Origin of the sequence: Clostridioides sp. ES-W-0018-02, assembly GCF_020658175.1 — a bacterium.
Lineage (GTDB): Bacteria > Bacillota > Clostridia > Peptostreptococcales > Peptostreptococcaceae > Clostridioides.
The window spans coordinates 47466-69436 of sequence record NZ_JACVVY010000012.1 but is presented as its reverse complement, the minus strand read 5'-3'; the positions used below and the strand labels follow the sequence as shown (position 1 = coordinate 69436).

The window sequence follows — 21971 nt, the reverse complement described above, 5'->3', positions numbered from 1 at the left end:
TATACTTACTTACCAATACCATTACTTGATGCAAACAAGATTCTACTACATTTTCTCCGTACTCTAGTATAAAATCATCTAACTGTGTATCTATAAAATCACAATAATCATATGAACTACCAATATAAGCAGTCAACATATGAGTACATTTATCCATTTTATCTATAAACATATATATTATTATCCCCCTAAAAAACTTTCATAAAAACAAAAAGAACAATATCCTTTTGGCAACTGGCTGACATAACTTATAAGATATTTTACAAGTCTTAGTCCCTATAGCTTTGCGTCACTAAATTTCTCTAGTTTTGCCTATTTAGTTTTATTCTACAATTTAATAATACAATGTAATTAGTTATTATTCAACATATGTGTTTGAAAATTGAATAAATTTATGAATATGAATAGTATTTTTTATATATAAAAACAAACTAAAACAGTAGAATATATGGAAAATTTTAACTGTAGTATTGATACAACGAGTTGATATGTAGAAATTCTATGTTTTAGGCAATTTTGCGAGTATATCGTATTCACAGGTGATGCTGATAAAATCAGACATAAGGTCATTAAAAACTATATCAATGTTTCTGTGGTGTTGATATAGAGTGTGAGGATACAACGAAATAAAGATGGAGAATCAAAGGAGTACTGTGAAAATGGTACTCCTTTTCTCGGAGGATTTCAGAGCGCAGGGTACAAAAACTTTGTAAAGAAAATGAATACCAAGTATTATACATTTTAGTCGTATCTGGTGGATATAAAAAGAAGCAGAAAAACCGAAAGATAATCGTAAAAAGTTGTAGAGTTAGGAAATTCTTAATAATTTCTTATGCAGGAAATCATAAATAGTAAAGATTCTTTTGATACAATAATAAAATATCTTGTATATGCGCGAAAGGAGGAAAAAAGTTATGAATGATAAAATTCTTGTAGTAGATGATGAACATGATATAGCGGACTTAATAGAGGTCTATCTGCAAAATGAAAACTATATCGTATTTAAGTATTATTCAGCTAAGGAAGCTCTTGCTTGTATAGAAAATACAGAGCTTGACCTTGCTATTTTGGATATTATGATGCCTGATGTAAATGGATTTGATATTTGTCGAAAAATACGTGAGAAGTACAATTTTCCAGTTATTATGCTAACTGCAAAAGATGAGGAAACTGACAAAATCACAGGATTAACTTTAGGAGCTGACGATTATGTCACAAAACCTTTTCGTCCCCTTGAATTAATTGCTAGAGTAAAGGCACAGCTGCGTAGATATAAAAAATACAATCCTATACAAGAAGAATCTGATACAAGTTCTGTTTTATGTTATTTAGGTTTAGAAATTAATACTAAGACATATGATTGTCTAATTGACGGAAATCCTATTTCACTTACACCAACGGAGTATTCCATACTTTGTATTTTGCTACAGAACAAGGGAACTGTTGTTAGTTCAGAGGAATTATTTTATAAAATATGGCAAGATGAGTATTATAGCAAAAGTAACAATACAATCACTGTTTATATACGACATTTGCGTGAAAAAATGGGTGATACTATTGAAAAACCTAAATATATCAAAACTATATGGGGAGTCGGTTATAAAATTTAACTACAACTCACTATGAGGAGAGGAAAAATTACGCTATGAATAAAAAAAAGAAACATTTAAAAATAATTAGTTGTGTATTATTCATACTTTATTTAATTTTATTAGTATGGATTATATTGTTTAAACTACAATTCAGAATAAGCGATATAGGTTACACAAGGAGTATCAACTTGATTCCATTTCATTACTCTACTTCTGTTGGAGAACAGTTTCATTTTGAGGAAGTGAGAGATAATATTTTAATTTTTATTCCTTTCGGAGTTTTACTTTCCATGTTGTCATCAAGAATGAAACTACAAAATAAAGTTCTTATTATTTTTGGAAGCAGTTTTATCCTTGAAATGATTCAGTATATTCTTGCTATCGGAAGTACAGATATTACAGACTTAATCACCAATATGTTTGGTGGAATAATTGGTATTGGTCTATATGCATTACTGCTGAAAATACTAAAAGATAAGCAAAAAACAGATATAGTAATTTCAACTCTAGCTGGAATCTTTGCAGTTCTTTTTTTAGCACTGATGACAGTTCTTCTGTTATCCAATTAATAAATGTATAGATATGGAGGTGATAGCAATGACAAATATTGGTACAGAAAAGAAATTACGTATGAAACTATTTATAAGCTTAATTATATATACCTTAGCTGGGTATATTTTGGTAATATTATTCGATTATGAATTCAGTAGATTTTCAAACACATTTTTTCCGTGGCTACATCTTAGAATTGACTTAATTTATTTTCTATATTTGATTATAGGTTTTTTCTGTATTTTTTATCATTACTGGAAAAAACCATGGGGATATTTGCAGGAAGTCATGAATGCCACTAAAGTAATATATCAACTAAATGACAGCACCATTGAATTATCTGAACCACTCAAAGATATGGAAAAGCAGATGAACCAAATAAAAATGGCTGTTCTACTTAGCCAGCAAGCTGTAAAAGAAGCTGAAAACAAAAAGAATGAATTAGTCATGTATTTAGCTCATGATATTCGCACACCTCTTACCTCTGTAATAGGTTATTTAAGTCTGCTGGATGAAGCACCTGACATGCCTATAGAACAGAAAGCAAAATATGTTGGAATTGCTTTGAAGAAGTCTATGCGTCTGGAAAAGCTCATTGATGAATTTTTTGAAATCACAAGGTACAATACACAGCAAATTCAACTAACAAAAACAAATGTAGATTTATACTATATGTTTGTGCAACTCATTGATGAGTTTTATCCTGTATTATCTGCTAAAGGAAATTCTGTTATACTCAACGCAAATGAGAATTTGATGGTTTATGCTGATTCTGAGAAACTAGCTAGAGTGTTTAACAACATGCTCAAAAATGCTGTTGCATACAGTTATCCTAATACAGAAATTCTTATTTACGTTCAAAAGGAACAGGATAAGATTAAAATTAAATTTGAAAACCAAGGACATACTATTCCACCAGAACAATTATCTACAATTTTTGAAAAATTTAACCGTTTAGATGATGCTCGTAAATCGGACAGTGGTGGTGCAGGTCTTGGGCTTTCTATTGCCAATGAAATTATTCTTTTACATGGTGGAGAAATTTTGGCTCAAAGTGAAAATGATAGGATTATTTTTACTGTATTACTTCCAATTCAGTCTTAGGAAAACATTAATTGGATATTAGGATTTTCTTAGGAATTTATCCTGTTAATATTAAAGTTTAAAACGTCCTTGTTTAGTAAAATAAAACTGAACAAGGACGTTTGTCTTTGTATTATAAAAAAGGAGAAAAGACATGGAATTAACAATTACAAATCTTAAAAAAAATTTTAAGAATAAAACCGCAGTTGATGATGTTTGTTTAAATCTTACACCTGGTGTGTGGGGGCTTCTTGGAGCTAATGGTGCTGGTAAGACTACGCTTATGAAAATGATTGCGAATATTCTAAAACCAACTAGTGGAAAAATTGTTTTTGATGGTAAGGAGATTCATTCAATGGGAGAAGAATACAGAAATCTATTCGGTTTCTTACCACAGGATTTTGGTTTCTTTCAAGATTTTACAGTAAAGGACTATTTGGAGTATGTGTCTGCATTAAAGGACGTTCCTGCTAGAGAAACAAGAAAAAAGATTGACAGTCTGCTGCATACACTTACCTTGACTGATGTCAAAAATAAAAAAATTATCAAGTTATCTGGTGGAATGAAACGTCGAGTGGGAATTGCACAAGCAATGTTAAATGACCCGAAACTTCTAATAATGGATGAACCAACAGCTGGACTTGACCCTGGAGAGCGAGTTCGTTTCCGAAACTTTATTTCAGAGTTCTCTCATGACAGGATTGTCCTTATTTCAACTCATATCGTATCTGATATTGAGTATATTGCTACTCAAAATGCCATTATGAAATCAGGAAGAATTCTTGATGTAGGGACAACAGATGAATTGGTCAAACAAGTTACAGGTAAAGTTTGGAATTGTATCATACCTGCTGAAAAGATGCCTATGTATGAAATGCAGCTTCGTATTATTAATCAACGTAGTGAAGGTAATAATCAGGTATCAGTTCGTTATTTGGCAGATGAAGCCAAAACAAGTGACTCAATAATGGCTTCGCCCCGTTTGGAGGACTTATATTTATGGTTATTTCCGCAAGAGGAAATAAGTGAGGAGGGAAAGTAAATGATTCGTATTTATCGTCTTGAAATAAAACGTGTGTTGAAATCACGTCGTTCTATCATTTTATTACTTATTTCACTATTCATGTCTGTTGTGATGGCTTGGCTTCCGGTATTGTATGAGGACATCAATCAATATGATAAAAACGGCAACAAGGTAGCAGAATTAAATGGTCTGGAAGCAATTGCCTATAAAAAATCACTTCGCTCGGAAAATAATGGAGAAGTTACTATGGAAAAACTCAAAGAAGCTTTGAATATCTATCAAAGTGCAGTTTTGCCATATGGAGAAGACAGCCTTAGTAGTGGTGAATTCCCTACAGATATTTATATAAAAAAGGTATTTCCCATTCAATCTCTATTGGCAAGACTGCCAGAAGCCTATTCTAATCCAAAGACTGGTCAGGGAATAAGCTTAATGGATATTTCTCCTGATAAATTATATGGTTTTTATGAGCAGACTACGCAACATCTTAAAGATATCATGCAGATGGAGCAAAAGAAATATCCAACCGCACAGAAACATGCGATACAAAAATATGTAGAAGTAAATACGCCTTTTCAGCTTTATACTGGATATTCAAGAGATGCATTTGATTATATTATTCTATTTATTTTTTTCCTAGTCATTCTTTGTACAGCGGCTGTGACCCCTACGTTTTCTAATGAATACCAAACGGGTTCAGATAGTATTTTGCGCTGTACAAAGCATGGACATTCTCGATTGGCAATTGCAAAGATTATGGCTGCACTTACTATTTTTACTGTAGCATTTGTCATATGTATTTCAATTCATTTGACAATTTCAAATCTAGCATTTGGAACTGAGTGTATGAAAACATCTATGTAGATGCTATTTTCAGTTATCAGTCTGCCTGCACTTAATTTAGGGCAGCTTCAGATTACTTTGGCAATAGGAGGGCTTATTTCACTGCTGGCAACTGTCAGTTTCACACTGTTTTTATCAGCTAAATGCAAGGATTCACTCTCTGTTATCCTAATTGCTATTGTAACATGTTTACTTCCAATATTTACGTATTCGGCTGGAGCCAATTGGCTTACTTTTATCTTACCATCAGCAGGAATAGGTGTGCAAAATAGTTTACTGTACCAATTGACTAGATTTAATTATCTGCATATTGGACAGGCAAGCATCTGGTCACCCTATGTCATAATAGTGGCATCAATAATTGAAATTCCTGTATTTCTTCTTCTTGCTATACGGGCTTATAACAAACATCAGGTTATATAAATCAACATTCTGTGAACAACTGTTTAGTAGTTAAAAACCTTTGTTTAGGAATAGAAATGTTTCATCTTAAATATAGGTGTTAGTAAAATGGTGGCTCTGAAATAAAATCAAAGTAGCCATTTTCTAATGTGTATTTAAAACATATTATCAATGATACAAAAATTAATCGAAAATGAATAGTTCCTCAATTGGTACATCTACTATTCTTGATATATCTATTGCTGATTTTAGATATGTATTAATTATTTTAATATAAATATTAATTATTTTAATATATATATTGACTTTATTAATTTTTTGATTTATATTATAAACATTAGATAGAAAGAAGGTGATGTGATGTATCAAGTTATCAGCCGCTGTCCTGTATGTGGAAGAAAACTTAAAGTTGTCAAGCTACAATGTGAAAACTGTGATACAGTGATTGAAAATGATTTCTGCCTCAGTGCATTTGACTATCTATCTGCAGATGATTTATTCTTTGCAGAAACATTTTTAAAATGTCGTGGTAATATAAAAGAAGTGGAAAAAGAACTAAAGATTTCTTATCCAACTGTTCGTTCTAGGTTAGATGATATTATCCAAAAACTAGACGGAAAATCTAATGTGATATCTTCTTCTGATTCACATAAAAAGGAGATTTTAGATGCACTGGAAAAAGGAGAAATCACTCCAGCAGAGGCATTAGAACAAATAAAAGAAAATAAATGAAGCTCTATCTCTATTTCTGACAGTAGTCAGGAGTAGTGACCAAAATATGAGGCTATTTCTGTTGGAATGGATACAGAAGAGCAGAAATGAGGAAAATAATATGGATGAAAAAATGAGGATTTTAACAATGGTAGAGGAGGGAAAGCTTTCTGCCAAAGAGGCAATTGACTTGATTGATGCATTAGATAAAACTACATCTCAAGAGGAGTATACGAATTATTCAGAAGACTTTGATAGTCAAGCTTTTACTAAACAAAGCAGTACTTCATATGAAAATAAGATGTTGAAGATTATTGTGGACACTCCAGATGGTGATAAAGTAAATGTGCAACTTCCTGTAAAGATTATACGTCAAGTGTTGAAAATGACAGGTAAGTTGCCAATTAAGAGTGAAGATTTGCAAGGTATAGACCTAGATGCTCTTACTACCTCTATTCTTGAATGTCTGGATAATGAAACACTTGGCAATATCATAGAGGTTGACTCTGCTGATGGCACTACAGTTAAAGTTTTTATAAAATAATACTAGGAGAATAGGTTTATGCGCATTATTGTCCGCTCAAAAGAAACAAATTTGTGGCTACCCATACCATTGTTTCTAGCAAATACTGCAGTTCTTTTGTTGCCAGAATCGGTTATTGAAGAGATTAAAAAATCACTTCCAGAGCCATATCAGGAAGTCATTACCAAAAAATTTCTGCAGGAACTCGTTCGAGAGTGTCAGTCTGTTCTTAAGCAGTACAAGGGACTTGAGATTGTTCATGTGGAAACTCAGGATGGCACTTTTGTATCCATTCGCTTATAAAGTAGTGTTTATTTTGTATATTACTATTATTTAGAGAACTTACATTTACTGAGAACACTTATATTTATTGACTTAAAAATGACGAAAACATGTCCGTTTTTTACAATATTTTTTTCTAGTACTAATGTTATAATCTATTTACTAATGTTGATGGAGGTAACTTATGAAATATGCAGGTTGTTTATTTGCAGTAAAAGATATTCAAATTGCTCGTAAATTCTATGAAGAATTATTTGATTTAAAAGTTATTGTTGACTATGGAAAAAACATTGTATTTGAGAGTGGATTGTCATTGCAACAAGATTTTGATTGGTTGACAGGAATCTCGAAAGAAGATATGAAAGACAAAGAGAATAATTGTGAAATATTCTTTGAAGCAGAGTCTTTTGAAGAGTTTCTATCAAAACTAAATGCAAGAAATGATGTTACCTTACTTCGTGATGTAGAAGAAGCACCATGGGGGCAAAAGGTAGTTCGAATTTATGACTTGGATAATCATTTAATTGAAATAGGTGAGTCTATGAAATCAGTAGTTAATAGATTCCAAGAACAAGGTATGAATCTTACAGAAGTGGCGATGAGAATGGATATAACTATTGATGATGTTAATCAAATTTTACAAGGCTAAATTATGGCTGATTAAGTAAATCTCAATATCAAATTAAGTAAGTTTGAATATCAAACTAAGTAATTCTAAATATCAAAATAAAAAACAGTAAATTCTTATGATTTGCTGTTTTTTATATGCATAATTAAAGAAATGATATGATAATCATTAAAAATACCTAAACTAGGAAAAAAGAAGGCTGCCAAATAATGCTTTATAATTGTTTATATTACAGTCAAGTTTATTTTTAAGTAACGATTATATACAATCTAATATTAATTATAATACTTAATAAAATAATCTATGAATAGTAAAACAGAGCTTATTTGGACACTATATTTAGTAGTATATTAAAATAAGCTCTTTATAGTACATATTATAAATATTTAGTTCTCATAAGTCTTAACTATTAGACCTATAATTCTCACGAGTTTAACTATAAGACCTACAAATAGAAGTTTAATCACGCTGAAATAACTGAATAACTCCCTCTAAATGGTTATACATTGATGTATAACCCAAATTAGCATCTTTACTATCAAAAGCCATCATTATCTCATTGTGATGACTAATCATATCTTGTAGTGAATTTCTATATTTAAAGCCAAAGTGTTGATTAGAAGACACAGTTTTAGGTATTAGTTCATAATACTTTATAAAAATTGGATTATGAGAAGCTAAAATTATTTCTTTGTGAAATTGCAGGTCAGCGTCATAACATTCTTCTATTAAGCCTTGTGAAACTTTGTCTAGTTCTTCTACAGATTTCAAGTAAGCATATCTTATTCTCTGAAGTTCTTCATAAGTAGCATTTAAAATGGCTAACTTAGTAGCTTCACTTTCTATAAGTTGTCTTGCTCTTAAAGATTCAACGTAAAATTCTTGTATATTATGATTTTTATAAACTTCATTATCAGAAAAAAGGTCAACTTTTTTAAATCCTTCAACTATGGGGCTTGAATAGGGAATAGACCTAAGTATTCCTTCTTTACAAAGTTTGTCTATAGCATTCCTTACAGGAATTCTACTTATATTAAATAGTTCAGCAATCTTTCTTTCACTTGGCAATTTACTATTAATTTTAAAATTTCCATTTAGAATATTTACTTTAATATAATCAATAATTTGTTCAGTGGCACTTAAATTTGTCATAAAAACTCCTAAACATATAATTTTTTATGAGTGTATTATATCACAATTAAGAGGTAAATTTAATTTTTTATAGTATGTATAAGATAATATGGAAGCAATTATAGCAATAAAAGCTAAAGTAAAATAACCATATTGTATTGAAATATAATCTGATATTTTACCAACTAGCATTGGAAATATAGACATTCCTATAGCATAAACTGCTTGAAAAAATCCCATTGCAGTAGATTTTTGATATTTTGGTATATTTTTCATAGACTCACTAGTAAGGTAAGAAAGAAGTATACCTGTAGATATTCCTGGTAACGATTGTAGCATAAATATTATATTAATACTTTTTACTGTTGGAACTAGAAAGCAATAAACTGAAATCAAAAAAAACACTGAGGGAATCCAAAATTTTGGTCCATGCTTTGTACAAAATTTAGTAGAAGCAAATCCAGAAGATACAACAGCACATACCATGTAAAATATAGAAGATAAGCCTATAATGGTAGAACTAGAGCCTAGTTGTTTAAGAATTTGAGTAGTAAATGACATTGTTGTAGACATTTGGATTCCTTGTTGAATCAATGCCATAAAAGAAAAAAATACAAGTCTTTTGTCTTTACATATAGATAAATAATTTTTAAATGGGATTTTTTCGGTTATTTTTCCTGAGTAATGATTTTTTACATTTAAGGCTAGAAGTGTACCAATGATTGAAGATATTACACTCATAATACACAAATTTACCATTCCTAATTTTTCATAAAATAAGGTACTCATGACAAATCCAATTAACATTCCTAGGTTGTTTACCAAAATTATTGTACTTGTAGCTTTTTGTTGATGTTCTATGGAAAAAAAATCAGTGTAGTGAACCATGTAAGAAATCCAAGTTGATGATGCTATTCCAGATAAGATATTAGCTATAAGAAATCCTTCTCCTCCAGGAGAAATAACTCTTATAAGAGATGCCAAACCAGCAAATAAAATTCCACATAGTATAAATATTTTATGTTTGTTTATAGAATCTGCAAAAACCCCAATAGGAAGTCTTAGTAAGCATTGTGAGATTCCATATGAGCCTATTATTATACCAATCATGTTTGTAGATACGTGACATATACTTAAATATGGATTTTGAAAAGGTATGTATACGTATTGTGAAAACCAGAAAAATACAACAATAGAGAGTAAAAGTAATTTTTGATTAAATATTTTTTTCATATTATCCTCCAAATGGTATGTTTATAATGGAAATAATATACCATTTTGTTTAGTAAATCAAGTATTTTAAAATTTTAAAAATAAATTTCGATATAACAATAAGAATTATTTGTTGAAAAATTATATTTTATAGTTGAATTAAGAAAACGCTTATGTTACTATAAAGTTAACAAATTTGAATATTACAGTAGACGTGTTACTGGTGATGCAGGCAAGATCGAATCAATTTTTATAGGTTACCTATATAGTACTATGGGTATAATCTATTTATTTGGTTCGATTTTTTTGTTTAATTGGCCATAAAAACAAAAAGCCTATAATTAAAGATGGAGGATTTATATATGGATTATAAAAAAGTAGCTCAAGAAATTCTACAAAATGTAGGTGGAAAAGAGAATATAAATGAAGTTACTCACTGTATGACGAGACTTAGATTCAAAGTTAAAATTACCTCTAAGGTTAATAAGGATAAGTTAGCCAGAACTGAAGGAGTAATAACTGTTGTAGAGAGTATGGGTCAGATACAAGTTGTAATTGGTAATAAAGTAAAAAAAGTGTATGATGAGATTGTAAAAATGGTACCTCAATCAAGTGAAATAGATAATAAAAATGGAAATGAAGAAAAACAAGGTATCATGAACTCTATATTATCTGCTGTAGCTGGAATATTTACACCTACAATACCTGCTATAGCAGGGGTTGGTATGATTAAAGGTATTTTATCAGTTCTTGCTATGTACTATATGAATAAAAATGGTGTAGATATAAAAGAGACTCAAAGTTATATTATTCTAAATGCTATGGCTGATTCTATATTCTATTTTATGCCTATCATACTAGGATATACTGCGGCTAAAGTGTTTAATGCAAATAAAATAATATCTATGGTATTAGGGGCAACACTTTGTTATCCAGCCTTTACAGCTTTGATGGCAGGGGAAGAAACAGTTAGATTTTTAGGATTAGCAGTAACAAAGGCCACATATACATCATCTGTTATTCCAATAATTATTGCTATATGGGCTCTTTCATATGTTGAAAAAATACTGGAAAAGTATATACCTGAAGTAATTAAAATAATAATGGTTCCAACTTTATCATTAGTTATAATCTTACCTGCAACATTGTTTTTATTTGGACCAATTGGGATATATATAGGAAATGTTATAAACTTTGTTTACAAGTATATTTATGAACTAAGCCCTGCATTGTGTGGAGCATTCATAGGTGGATTATGGTGCGTATTAGTTATATTTGGTGCACATAGAGCACTACTACCAATAGGTATAAGTGATGTTGCTCAAACTGGAAGACAGAATTTATTGGCTTTTGCAGGAGCCGCAAACTTCTCGCAAGCAGGAGCTGCTCTAGGTGTATTCTTTAAAACTAAAAATCAAGGATTAAAGACAATCTCTATGTCTGCAACTATAACGGCACTATTTGGTATAACTGAGCCTGCAATATATGGAGCTAATCTTAGGTTAAAAAAACCAATGGTATGTGCTGTAATATGTGGTGCAATTGGAGGTGGCATAATGGGAATGGGTGGCTCTTATGGTAACGCATTCGCAAACCAAGGTGTTTTAACTATACCTGTATATGCTGAAGCAGGAACGTTAGGTTTTTTAAGTTATCTAGGAGGTTGTGCTATAGCATTTTTTGGTTCAGCTATTTTAACTTATCTGGTTGGGTTTGAAGATTTAGAAGAATCTTCTAAAGGAAATAGCTCTACTATAAAAGTAGAAACAAAAGAGGGCATTGTTGATATAACTTCACCTGTGGAAGGAGATTGTATAGAATTATCAGAAGTAAAAGATGATGTATTTGCATCAAAAGCTATGGGAGAAGGTATAGCTGTATTACCTACAAAAGGCGTAATAATAGCTCCTACTGATTGTGAAGTAGCTTCTTTATTTCCAACACTACATGCAATAGGATTAAAGCTAGATAATGGAGCAGAAATGTTGATACATGTTGGAATTAATACAGTAGAGTTAAATGGAAAACACTTTGTAAAACATGTTAATCAAGGAGATTTAGTGAAAAAAGGTTCTAAACTGATAACTTTCGATATAGATGAAATAAAAAAAGCTGGATATGATGTAACTACACCAGTTATAGTAAATAATACATTTGATTTTGCACAGGTGATTTCTTGTAAATCCAGTCATGTATCTACAAATGATAAAATAATTTCATTAGTTAATAATTAAATTGATTAGAACTATAAAAATTAGCTTAGTGCAATAAAGCAACAAATAAAACGATTAAAACATTAATATAAAAGGAGTGACACTTATGAATACAGGATTTCCAAAAGATTTTTTATGGGGAGCATCATCTTCAGCATTTCAAGTGGAAGGAGCTTGGGATAAAGATAATAAAGGAAAAACAGTGGCTGATTACAATTCTTTTAAAAAGTCTCACTTGCAAGCAGACACTAAAGTAGCATCAGATTTTTATCATAATTATGAAGAAGATATTGAACTGATGAAAGAATTAGGAATGAAAACTTATCGTTTCTCAATTTCATGGGCAAGGCTAATTCCAGATGGGGAAGGAGAAATAAACCAAAAGGGAATAGATTTTTATAATAAAGTAATAGATAAATTAATAGAGTGTGACATTGAGCCATTTGTAACTTTATATCACTTTGACCTACCTTTTGCACTAGTGGAGAAGTATAATGGTTGGGAAGGTAGAGAGACTGTTTATGCCTTTGAAAGATTTGCCAAAGTATGCTTTGAGCATTTTGGAGATAGAGTGAAATATTGGCAACCTCATAATGAACAGAATTTAATAGTTAGAGTAGAAGAGAGAATTAATATATATAATGAAACAGACCCATGGAAGATAGATAAAATGCGTGCTCAAATGGATTATAATCTTTGTTTAGCCCATGCATTGGCAGTTAATGCATGCCATGAAATGATAGAAGGAAGCAAGATTGGAGCAGCAGTATCATCATCTGTAACATATCCTCTTACATCTAAACCAGAAGATGTATATGCAGCAAGAATGAATGACAACTTTAAAGTGTACTACATGCTTGATATGCATTATTATGGAGAGTATCCAGGGTATTATATGAATTATCTTGAGAAAAGAAATATAGTCCCTCATATGGAAAATGAAGATAAAGAAGTACTTAAAAAAGCTAAAATGGATTTCATAGCTGTAAATTATTATAGAACAAACTGTGCAGAGGCCTTACCTGAGGATTCACAACATCCATTTGGACTAAGAGAAGGAACCGTTGACTTTAGTATGTATGGATTATTTAAGATGTCAATGAATCCTAATCTAAAGGCTTCAGAGTATGGAGCATCAATAGATTCATCAGGACTTAGAGTTGCATTGAATGAATATTGGCAAAGGTATCACTTACCTGTTATAATAACGGAGAATGGTCTTGGAGCTAAAGATGTCCTTGAAGATGGTAAAATTCATGATGACTATCGTATAGATTATTTAAATACTCATATAAATGCATGTAAATTAGCTATTGAAGATGGTGTAGAAATGATGGGATATTGTCTATGGTCATTTACAGACCTTTTAAGTTCTTCACAAGGTTTCAACAAACGTTATGGGCTTGTTTACATAAACAGAACAGACCATGAAACCTTAGATTTAAAAAGAATAAAGAAAGATAGTTTTTATTGGTATAAAGAAGTCATAAATAGTAATGGAATAACAAAATAAATATAATATATTGAGGTTTTTAGTATGTACATTACAAAGGTATTAAATAATTCGTTGCTACTTGCAAAGGATGATAATGACGAAGAGATAATATTGATGGGAAAAGGAATTGGTCATAATTATAAGATTGGGTCTGAGTTAAATAAAGAAGATATAGAAAAAACTTTCGTTCTTCATGATGAAAATATAAAAAAGAGCATTGTACAACTTGCATCAGAAATAGATGCAGAATACTTTGGTATAGCTCAAATGATAATCTCATATGGAATAGAAAAGTATAATTTAAAACTTATGAACCATATATACTTGGCTTTAACTGACCACATCGCCTTTGCAGTGAGACGCTTTAAAGAAGGTATAATGATTGAGAATTACTATTTGTTTGAAATTAAAGAATTTAATCCAAAAGAATATGATATAGGAAAATATGCGATTACTGTTTTTAAGGAGGTTCTTGGTCTAGACCTACCAGAAGAGGAAATTGGTAATATAGCAGGCCATTTTATAAATGCACAACAAGACAATCCTTATAGTGATAGAAACAAGAGAAGTGCTAAAATTGTGAATGCCATTTTACAAATAGTTCATTATCACTTTTCTATTGTATATAATAAAGAATCATTTTATTATATGAGATTTGTAATGCATCTAAAGGCTTTTTCTCAAAGATTTCTGGCTAATGAACCATCAAAAGAAAAGATAGATTTTATATATAATCAAGTGCGTAAAAATTGTAAGGAAGAATATGAATGTGTAAAGAAAATAGGAGCCTATATACACAAGGAATACTCTAGAAAATTGCCTCGTCAGGAGGAATTATATTTAATGATTCATATTCATAAGATTCTAGGGGAGCTAGATGAAAACTGTTAAAATGTTTTAGTATATTAGTAACTTGATAATAAAAATAAGATTTAGTTAAATTCAAATAGTAGAATTATTTTAAGAGATAGCTATTAAACTATCTCTTAATTTTATGCAAAAAATGACTCTAAAAGTAGTAACCTAGAAAATATGTTTAATCCTAATGTTATTTATATATTAGAAGAACTACAAGATTAATATTGATTTTCTTTATGAATTTCAAGGATGAATACTAGTGATTTATAATAAGCAGTACTATTTCTTATTTGAGTTATTCATTATTTTCAATCCATTTGTATTTACTTAAAATAAGAGCACTGTGTGACAAGCATCATAATATTGGTTTTGTTATACTGTTAATATAAAGATGCAACTAAGAATAAAAACTACGAAACAGAGGCTAAGAAATAAAAATAAAGTAATGGAGGATATGAAATGGCTAGAATATCTAATATAACGATGGCTGAACAGCCTTCGTATTGCATTTTAGCAATACGAAAAACTATTGACTTTATGGTAGAATTTTCAGAGTTTTCACAGCAAAGTTTTCGAAAAATTTCCAACTATCTGGAAGAAAAGGGAATATTGTCTGCAGGAGCACCAATTGTATGCTTTCATAACATGGACTTAGAAAAATTAGATGTTGAAGTAGGTTTTCCTGTAGCTAATCATTCTGTATTTAATAATATGGATACAGAAAATGAAATTTTGCAAAAGATTGTTCCAACACAGAAAATAATAACTGCAATTGATTTAGGACCATATGAACTGCAAGACCCTACACTTGAAGAATTATTTTTGTGGGCGAAGGATAGTGGATATGAACTTCATGGAGATATCTATTATCAGTACTTGAATGATTTAAATCGTCCTGAAAGTGAGTATCTCACTAAAATGATGTTACCTATTCTATAAATAACAAAACAGAATAGAAATTCTGTGGATACATAGGTTTAAATGTAAATTTTTATAACTATCATTCTTATGAAGCATATGATTATGTTTCCAAGGGGGAAGTTGATATAGCTCTTATTTCAGATGATATGTTTTTTAATGACATAGAAACAATACCAATATTTAAAGAAGCCATGTTACTGGTAACAAGTTATGGCTCAAAATACAATGGAGAATTGCATCCATCTGTTTTAGATGTTGCCGATGAAATAAGACTTCCATGGAATCCTGAATATGATTTGTGGCATAATTTTTGGTTTCGTTCAACTCTTCAACCTAAAGTATTTTTAGACCAAATGTCTCTTTTAGAGTATTTTATGAGACAAGAAAATGTATGGGCCATTGTGCCAGTATCAGTAGCATATCACCTTAAAGAAATATCTAATATCGAGATACATTACATAAAAGATGCTCCACCAGATAGGTTTATTTATTATTTAGTTAAAGAATCTAATAAACAGGAAATAATAGATAAATTTTTAGATTTATTAAACGAAAAACTATTGAAAATTAAAGGGTTGGAGTCTTTAATTAAATAATAGAAGATAGTAAATCTTAAAGTTAAAAGTTTATTTAGAGTTAAATAAATTAAGTGTATATTTAAAAATAAAGAAATATTTATATAAAGAAGAGTATTTCAAGAGAATATTAAGAATCTCAAATGAAATACTCTATTTTTCTTTTTCAATGATTATATTATATGAAAAAATGGATATTATTAAGTTAGAAATATGTAAGAAAATTGAAAAATAGGTTACAAGATGAGATAAACATATAAAAAATAATTTTCACATTATAAAAAATAGCAAGATTTATTAAATATGACTAAGAAGTAATTGATATAATGTCTCATGGATAAAAGGAGGAGAGCTGCAATGTTTTATAAAGTAAATAATGTTATAACTGCTATTGATTATATAGAGGAGCATTTATCAGAAAAGCTGGATTTAGATATAGTTGCTAATGCTGTTCATTATTCAAAATATCATCTACATAGAACTTTTACAACTTCTGTTGGGTTGACAATGCATGATTATATAAAACGAAGAAAACTCACAGAGGCAGCAAAACTATTAGTATTTTCTAAAAAAACAATTATTGAAATTGCATTGATAGCTGGCTATGAAAGTCAACAAGCATTTACTTCTGTATTTAAAGATATGTATAAAAAATCTCCAAATAAATATCGAAAAGAACAAGAATTTTATCCTTTGCAGCTAAGATTTGTTTTGAAAAAAGAAAATCTATTTTCAAAAGATATATCGGAATTAGAAAAAGATATTACACTTGCTAAAATATCTGATATACCATCATGGATGAGTTTAGTGAGATTAGTCATAGATGGATTCCCAAATTTACAGGAGGAAGAATATATCTCTCAATTAAAACAATATATTTTGGAAGAAAGAGCCTTGATATTAAAATTTAATAACATTGCTATTGCAAATATGGTATTTAATAAAGAAACTGGGAGCATTGACTTTTTTGGAATACACCCTCAATATCGTAATTCAGATATTGCACAGGTGTTTCTAAAAAAGGTTATTGAGAATTTTTTGATAGATAAATCTATCTCAATCACAACTTTTAGAGAAGGAGATAAAGCTGATACAGGACATCGGAATATGATAAAGAAGTTAGGTTTTGCAGAAGCTGAATTATTGACTGAATTTGGGTATCCTACTCAAAAATTTATTCTGTCTTCTGAAAATGAAAAAGACACTGAATAGTACTAATAATCTATTGTATTAAAAAATAATTTTACATTTTTAGGTGTATTTATTTTGCTGTCCATGTTTCTCATAACTTTGATTATAAATATAAGAAAATGTATTTTTTATTTAAAAAGAAATATAAATTTTGAGGCTGAAATTTAAAGCAAAAACTAAATTTGAATCAAAGAGCAAGAATGATTAAAAAATATAAAATTCAATTCAGTATAATGATTTAAGATAATACTTAATTGGCAAGGAGGATTCAAATGTCTAAAAATCAGCAATTAGAAAGTTGTAATTCTATTACATCCAATCCTAAACATAATATATCTGGACAAGAGATGGAGTTAGCAACATCTTTTCCAGATGAGATTGCATACCTTATAGATATAAATAATAAGCTGGATAATGCTTTGGAGAATGCAGAAAATTCAGTTGATAAACTAGATAAAGATTACATGGATGCTAAATTATATATGGTAAAAAATCGTGGAGAGATAGACCCACATGAAATGTTCCAAAATGAACTGGCACTAAAGCAAATAGATAGTTATGGGGCTTTTATGGTAAAAGTTCGAGACAAGATTGCTAAAATGAAAGATTCGCCATATTTTGCTAGGATAGATTTTCAACTAAAAGATGAAGGTTATGATTCAAAGTATTATATTGGTCGATTTGCATTTGATTATGAAAATGAACTTCTAATACTAGATTGGCGTTCTCCAATGGCCAGTATGTTTTATGACTGTGAGATAGGACCAGCAGGGTATAATGCACCACTTGGATGGATAGATGGAGAAATAACACGTAAACGACAGTTTAAAATTAAAAATGGAATACTGGAGTATGTACTTGAAAGTTCTATGAATATACAAGATGATATTCTTCAACAGGAACTTAGTAATACTTCAGATGAAAAGATGAAATCCATTATTTCAACAATACAAAAAGAGCAGAATCAAATTATTAGAAATGACAAGGCTGACACCCTCATTATTCAAGGAGTAGCTGGTTCTGGAAAAACATCTATAGCCTTACATCGAATTGCTTTTCTTCTTTATCGATTTAAAGATAAGATATCAGCAAATAATGTAATTATTCTATCACCTAATAAAGTCTTTGGTGACTATATTTCTAATGTACTTCCTGAACTAGGAGAAGAGCCTCTATGTGAATTAAGTTTTGAAGATATAGCAGAAGTTCAATTAGAGAGGATTATTGATTTTGAGGGAGAAAAAGATTCTCTGGAAGTAAATGATGTACAATGGGAAAAAAGAGTACGTTTCAAGTCTACACTTGATTTTTTAAAGCTTATGGATAAATATATAAAGCAAATGCCAAATATGGTCTTTATTCCTAAAGATTACACTTTTGGAGGTTTTATAGCTAAAAGTGACTGGATACTAAAAAGATTTGATGCATATAATAAATATCCAGTTAAGCGAAGACTGGAGATGGTAGCAGAAGATATTCATTATAGATTTGAATCAGATAATATTATGGAAGATGACTTACCAAAAGTAAAAAATATACTGAAAAGTTTAAATAGAATGCTAACAATAAAAAATACTCTAACAGTGTATAAGGACTTCTTCAAACAGATGAATATTCAAGATATGTTTGTAATGCCATCAAAGAATACTCTTGAGTGGGCAGATGTGTATCCATTTATATATCTTCATGCTGCATATGAGGGATTACAAGAAGACAAAGTGATAAGACACATTGTTATTGATGAGATGCAGGATTACACTCCTATTCAATATGCTGTAATAAACTTGCTTTTCAAATGTAAAAAAACTATTCTTGGAGATTTTGGACAACTAATCAACCCTAATCATTTACATACATTAGATGATATGGTACAGATTTATGATGGTGGAGAGTTAGTAATGTTAAACAAGAGTTATCGTTCTACTTTTGAGATTATTAATTTTGCCAAGAAAATTCAAAATATAACTTCGCTGGAGGCTATTGAAAGACATGGTGAGGAGCCTGTTGTGATTAAATGCAGTAACGAACCAGATGAGATAGAGAAGATAAAAATGGAGATTGAGCAGTTTGAGGAAAGCAACAATGCTACCCTTGGTATTATACTAAAAACCAACAGCGAGGCTAAAGCAATATATGATGTTATTAAGCAAGAATATGATGTTAATTTAATATCTCCTGAAAGTTCTAGTTTTGTAAAAGGTGTATCAATTACTTCTATTAAGATGTCAAAGGGGCTAGAGTTTGATGAAGTTGTTATTCCTTCAGTAAATAATAAAACATATTACAATGATTACGACCGTAGTTTATTATATATTGCTTGTACACGGGCTATGCATAAACTTAAGCTTACATACACTGGAAATTTAACACAGTTGATAGAACTTAATTGAGATATATAGTTTACATTGTAAAGATTGATTTTTCTAACTTATTATGAGGTATAACATCTTGACACTCAATTACTTGAAAATCTGATTTCATGTGCTTTTCCGCTTGTACTCTTAATGGGGGAGCTTATTGACCTCATTGACAAATACAAAAACTTTGACACCATGACAACAACTATGCTTAATGAGTTTGTTGAAAAAATCCTTGTTGTGCATGAGCGTTACCGCAAGGGTAGCCAAGAAGGTAGTCCTACGATCAGAGGATATGGCTGGCTAAGGGCGTATATGCCCTTACCAGAAGTTTATCAAGGCAAGAACCCGTGTCGCCATTATTTGAAAGAAACTGGGGTATCACTTACGATTCTCCAGTTTAATCAATTTATTTTATCGTGTTAATAAGTTTTTTCGTTGATATTATATCTGTTTGAATAATTTGTGCACTGTGCTTGACGTTGAAAATAATATATGCAGGCAAGTCTTGGGATTTCAAAATTTCTATTTGCTTTGAAGTACCTATATTGCTTTTTTCAAGATATTCTAATCGTTTTGTAAGAATATCAACTGATTCTTTTCTATCTAAGAATTTAATAAAAAAAATAGTAATCATAAAAGGAACAAGGTTATAATTAAAATTTTGAATAAATGATACAAGTGTACCTTTCAACTCAATATAATCTGTCATAGAAAGCAAATAAACGGTTTTGTTAGGTATATTTGCATTTTCTTTAGCCATATGAACTTCTTATAGTTCAGCAAACTTGCATTTCGATATGAAGCATTGTATCTTCTGAGTTACTTCCAAGACAAATTCATATGGATGTAAGCAATCATAGCTAAAATAACTTGGAGACCTAGAAGCACAATTGACTTTGCTTGTATTGGCTGGATAAGAAGGTCCATTGTGAATAGACCACCAATCGCATTGCACCACGCATGAAAACACACACAGATCATGACACTTCCAGTCAGCCTGTATAAGACTGCTAACATAAAAGACATCGCGATACACCAACACAAAAACGAGATGAAGTTCATGGAGGATTGGTTTGCGTTCTGTAGCAACCAGAGCGGAAGATGCCAAATGGCCCATATCACGCCTGTGAGAAGACATGCAGCAAAAAAAGGGAGTTTTTGCTCTAATGCTGGCTGCAAAAAACCGCGCCAGCCAAGTTCTTCCAATCCGCCTCCTATAATCATGAATGGAAACATAAGGAGTATCGTATACCAAGGCTTTCCCAGATATCGATTGCAAAGGATATTGATCACAATCTGGCTGGCAAAGAAAATAGCAACAATCAGGGCGCGAGAGCTGGATATATGATTGGTTCTGACGATACGTTCACAAAGTTCTTTAATCCCGTGAATCTGTCCGCTTTTTTTAAGAAGAATCGTAACAGCATAAGCTGGAGCAAATCCAATTGAGAAACCCACTAGTAAGTAGTATACGACAGTTCCAATCGGCCCTGCAAACCATTCAAGCCGTTCGCCTATTATGACGATTGTTGTAGCACTCCATGCAATTAAAAATACAAGCAATAAGTATTGTAGTATTGGTTTTTTCTCATAATAATTCCACATCAGCATAACCTCCTCATTGTAAATAAACTATGGACTCATTCTTGTTGTCCTTATTTTCAGACAGGCTGGTTACTGCTTCCCAACATGAAAAGGACAGATGTACACAGGCTGAACAGTAATCCATCCGTATTCAACTGAATATATTGCATAGCAGGGTAGCACCTTGTTAGAATCAAGTCCCTTTCGATTCCGCTGAGACATACTGTAATGAAAGAATATATTTCATCTAACGTCTGTTTAGGAGAGAAATAGCCTTTTTGTATTTGCTCTTCAATATATTGATATGCTTGCGTTTGTAAATAATCGCTATGGGATGCAACCTTCACATTTGCCCGAAACCTCTGATAATATTGCTGGTCGCTGGCAAGCGTAGAAAGCATTTCATTTAAAATCTTACCGTACCCAGTGATGCCAATCATAATCGCATCAAAATATAGCGAAAACAGCTGCTTTACAACATCTTCTGGAGAATGTCCTGAGTGCAGTATTTCATCAACTTTAGCAGACACGTCAATAATTGATGTGTCTCTGTTAATGAGGGCAAATAGGATATCCTCCAAATTAGTAAAATAACGATATACAAGCCCGTGACTAAAGCCTGTTTTCTCAATAATATCTTTCATTTTAACTGTATATACTGGCTTGGACATGCAAACATCAAATGCAGCATCCAGTATCTGATCCCGTTTTTCCTCCAAATACTGTTCATTTACTTTTGGCATTACATCAACCTCCCTTAAAATGACTTTATCGTCATTATTATATGATAT

Annotated in this window: 21 protein-coding genes, 1 pseudogene and 1 riboswitch; of the genes and pseudogenes, 17 read left to right on the top strand and 5 right to left on the bottom strand. The window is 30.8% G+C overall.

Features of this window, described 5'->3' with window-relative positions:
• Window positions 1-226: 226 nt before the first annotated feature.
• A riboswitch (cyclic di-GMP riboswitch) is annotated at window positions 227-323 on the bottom strand.
• 591 nt (window positions 324-914) lie between these two features.
• From vanR to IC219_RS18335, 9 genes are all read left to right on the top strand, one after another.
• Window positions 915-1610: a VanR-ABDEGLN family response regulator transcription factor gene (gene vanR, locus IC219_RS18375; RefSeq protein WP_227831733.1), complete on the top strand. Its 696-nt coding sequence runs from the start codon at window positions 915-917 to the stop codon at window positions 1608-1610.
• A gap of 35 nt (window positions 1611-1645) precedes the next feature.
• Complete coding sequence (locus tag IC219_RS18370; protein WP_227435392.1) at window positions 1646-2161, top strand: VanZ family protein; 516 nt, start codon at window positions 1646-1648, stop codon at window positions 2159-2161.
• 28 nt (window positions 2162-2189) lie between these two features.
• The gene (locus tag IC219_RS18365) at window positions 2190-3248 is read left to right on the top strand and encodes a sensor histidine kinase (protein ID WP_227831732.1); all 1059 of its coding nucleotides are present in this window, start codon (window positions 2190-2192) and stop codon (window positions 3246-3248) included.
• A gap of 133 nt (window positions 3249-3381) precedes the next feature.
• Window positions 3382-4269 carry an ABC transporter ATP-binding protein gene (locus tag IC219_RS18360; protein ID WP_227831731.1) on the top strand — a complete coding sequence of 296 codons (888 nt, stop codon included), beginning with the start codon at window positions 3382-3384 and terminating at the stop codon, window positions 4267-4269.
• Window positions 4270-5115, top strand: coding sequence for a hypothetical protein (locus tag IC219_RS18355; RefSeq protein ID WP_413926958.1), 846 nt, complete (start codon window positions 4270-4272; stop codon window positions 5113-5115).
• A gap of 741 nt (window positions 5116-5856) precedes the next feature.
• Complete coding sequence (locus IC219_RS18350; RefSeq protein ID WP_227831730.1) at window positions 5857-6228, top strand: DUF2089 domain-containing protein; 372 nt, start codon at window positions 5857-5859, stop codon at window positions 6226-6228.
• A 61-nt stretch (window positions 6229-6289) separates the two neighbouring features.
• Complete coding sequence (locus IC219_RS18345; protein WP_227435384.1) at window positions 6290-6751, top strand: SHOCT-like domain-containing protein; 462 nt, start codon at window positions 6290-6292, stop codon at window positions 6749-6751.
• An 18-nt stretch (window positions 6752-6769) separates the two neighbouring features.
• The gene (locus tag IC219_RS18340; protein ID WP_227435382.1) at window positions 6770-7033 is read left to right on the top strand and encodes a hypothetical protein; all 264 of its coding nucleotides are present in this window, start codon (window positions 6770-6772) and stop codon (window positions 7031-7033) included.
• A gap of 163 nt (window positions 7034-7196) precedes the next feature.
• Window positions 7197-7661: a VOC family protein gene (locus IC219_RS18335; RefSeq protein ID WP_227831729.1), complete on the top strand. Its 465-nt coding sequence runs from the start codon at window positions 7197-7199 to the stop codon at window positions 7659-7661.
• Between the two features lie 438 nt (window positions 7662-8099).
• On the opposite strand, the gene IC219_RS18330 is transcribed toward IC219_RS18335, so the two are convergent.
• Entirely contained in the window at window positions 8100-8792 is a 693-nt protein-coding gene (locus tag IC219_RS18330) for a FadR/GntR family transcriptional regulator (protein WP_227825107.1), read from the bottom strand.
• Window positions 8793-8816: 24 nt separating this feature from the next.
• A complete protein-coding gene (locus tag IC219_RS18325) occupies window positions 8817-10004 on the bottom strand; it encodes an MFS transporter (protein WP_227825108.1) in 1188 nt (395 codons plus the stop codon).
• A gap of 341 nt (window positions 10005-10345) precedes the next feature.
• Between IC219_RS18325 and IC219_RS18320 the strand changes: the two genes are divergently transcribed.
• The 8 genes and pseudogenes from IC219_RS18320 to IC219_RS22095 all read left to right on the top strand — a co-directional run.
• Window positions 10346-12217 (top strand): beta-glucoside-specific PTS transporter subunit IIABC, encoded by a 1872-nt coding sequence (locus IC219_RS18320; RefSeq protein WP_227825109.1) that lies wholly within the window; start codon window positions 10346-10348, stop codon window positions 12215-12217.
• Window positions 12218-12302: 85 nt separating this feature from the next.
• Entirely contained in the window at window positions 12303-13709 is a 1407-nt protein-coding gene (locus tag IC219_RS18315) for a glycoside hydrolase family 1 protein (protein WP_227831728.1), read from the top strand.
• 24 nt (window positions 13710-13733) lie between these two features.
• Complete coding sequence (locus IC219_RS18310) at window positions 13734-14582, top strand: PRD domain-containing protein (RefSeq protein WP_227435366.1); 849 nt, start codon at window positions 13734-13736, stop codon at window positions 14580-14582.
• A 426-nt stretch (window positions 14583-15008) separates the two neighbouring features.
• Window positions 15009-15488 (top strand): GyrI-like domain-containing protein, encoded by a 480-nt coding sequence (locus IC219_RS18305; RefSeq protein ID WP_227435363.1) that lies wholly within the window; start codon window positions 15009-15011, stop codon window positions 15486-15488.
• 128 nt (window positions 15489-15616) lie between these two features.
• Entirely contained in the window at window positions 15617-16066 is a 450-nt protein-coding gene (locus tag IC219_RS18300; protein WP_227831727.1) for a hypothetical protein, read from the top strand.
• A 336-nt stretch (window positions 16067-16402) separates the two neighbouring features.
• The gene (locus IC219_RS18295) at window positions 16403-17257 is read left to right on the top strand and encodes a helix-turn-helix transcriptional regulator (protein ID WP_227435346.1); all 855 of its coding nucleotides are present in this window, start codon (window positions 16403-16405) and stop codon (window positions 17255-17257) included.
• A gap of 251 nt (window positions 17258-17508) precedes the next feature.
• The gene (locus IC219_RS18290; protein WP_227831726.1) at window positions 17509-19626 is read left to right on the top strand and encodes a 3'-5' exonuclease; all 2118 of its coding nucleotides are present in this window, start codon (window positions 17509-17511) and stop codon (window positions 19624-19626) included.
• A 120-nt stretch (window positions 19627-19746) separates the two neighbouring features.
• Window positions 19747-20019, top strand: a pseudogene (locus IC219_RS22095) (DUF4368 domain-containing protein); the annotation flags it as partial.
• Here IC219_RS22095 and IC219_RS18280 read toward each other — a convergent pair.
• The 3 genes from IC219_RS18280 to IC219_RS18270 are packed head-to-tail and all read right to left on the bottom strand — an operon-like array spanning window position 20003 to window position 21923.
• A complete protein-coding gene (locus IC219_RS18280; RefSeq protein ID WP_227831725.1) occupies window positions 20003-20356 on the bottom strand; it encodes a hypothetical protein in 354 nt (117 codons plus the stop codon). The pseudogene IC219_RS22095 and the gene IC219_RS18280 overlap by 17 nt on opposite strands.
• Window positions 20357-20415: 59 nt before the next feature.
• Window positions 20416-21201, bottom strand: coding sequence for a CPBP family intramembrane glutamic endopeptidase (locus IC219_RS18275; RefSeq protein ID WP_227831724.1), 786 nt, complete (start codon window positions 21199-21201; stop codon window positions 20416-20418).
• 56 nt (window positions 21202-21257) lie between these two features.
• The gene (locus IC219_RS18270; RefSeq protein ID WP_227831723.1) at window positions 21258-21923 is read right to left on the bottom strand and encodes a TetR/AcrR family transcriptional regulator; all 666 of its coding nucleotides are present in this window, start codon (window positions 21921-21923) and stop codon (window positions 21258-21260) included.
• Window positions 21924-21971: the final 48 nt, after the last annotated feature.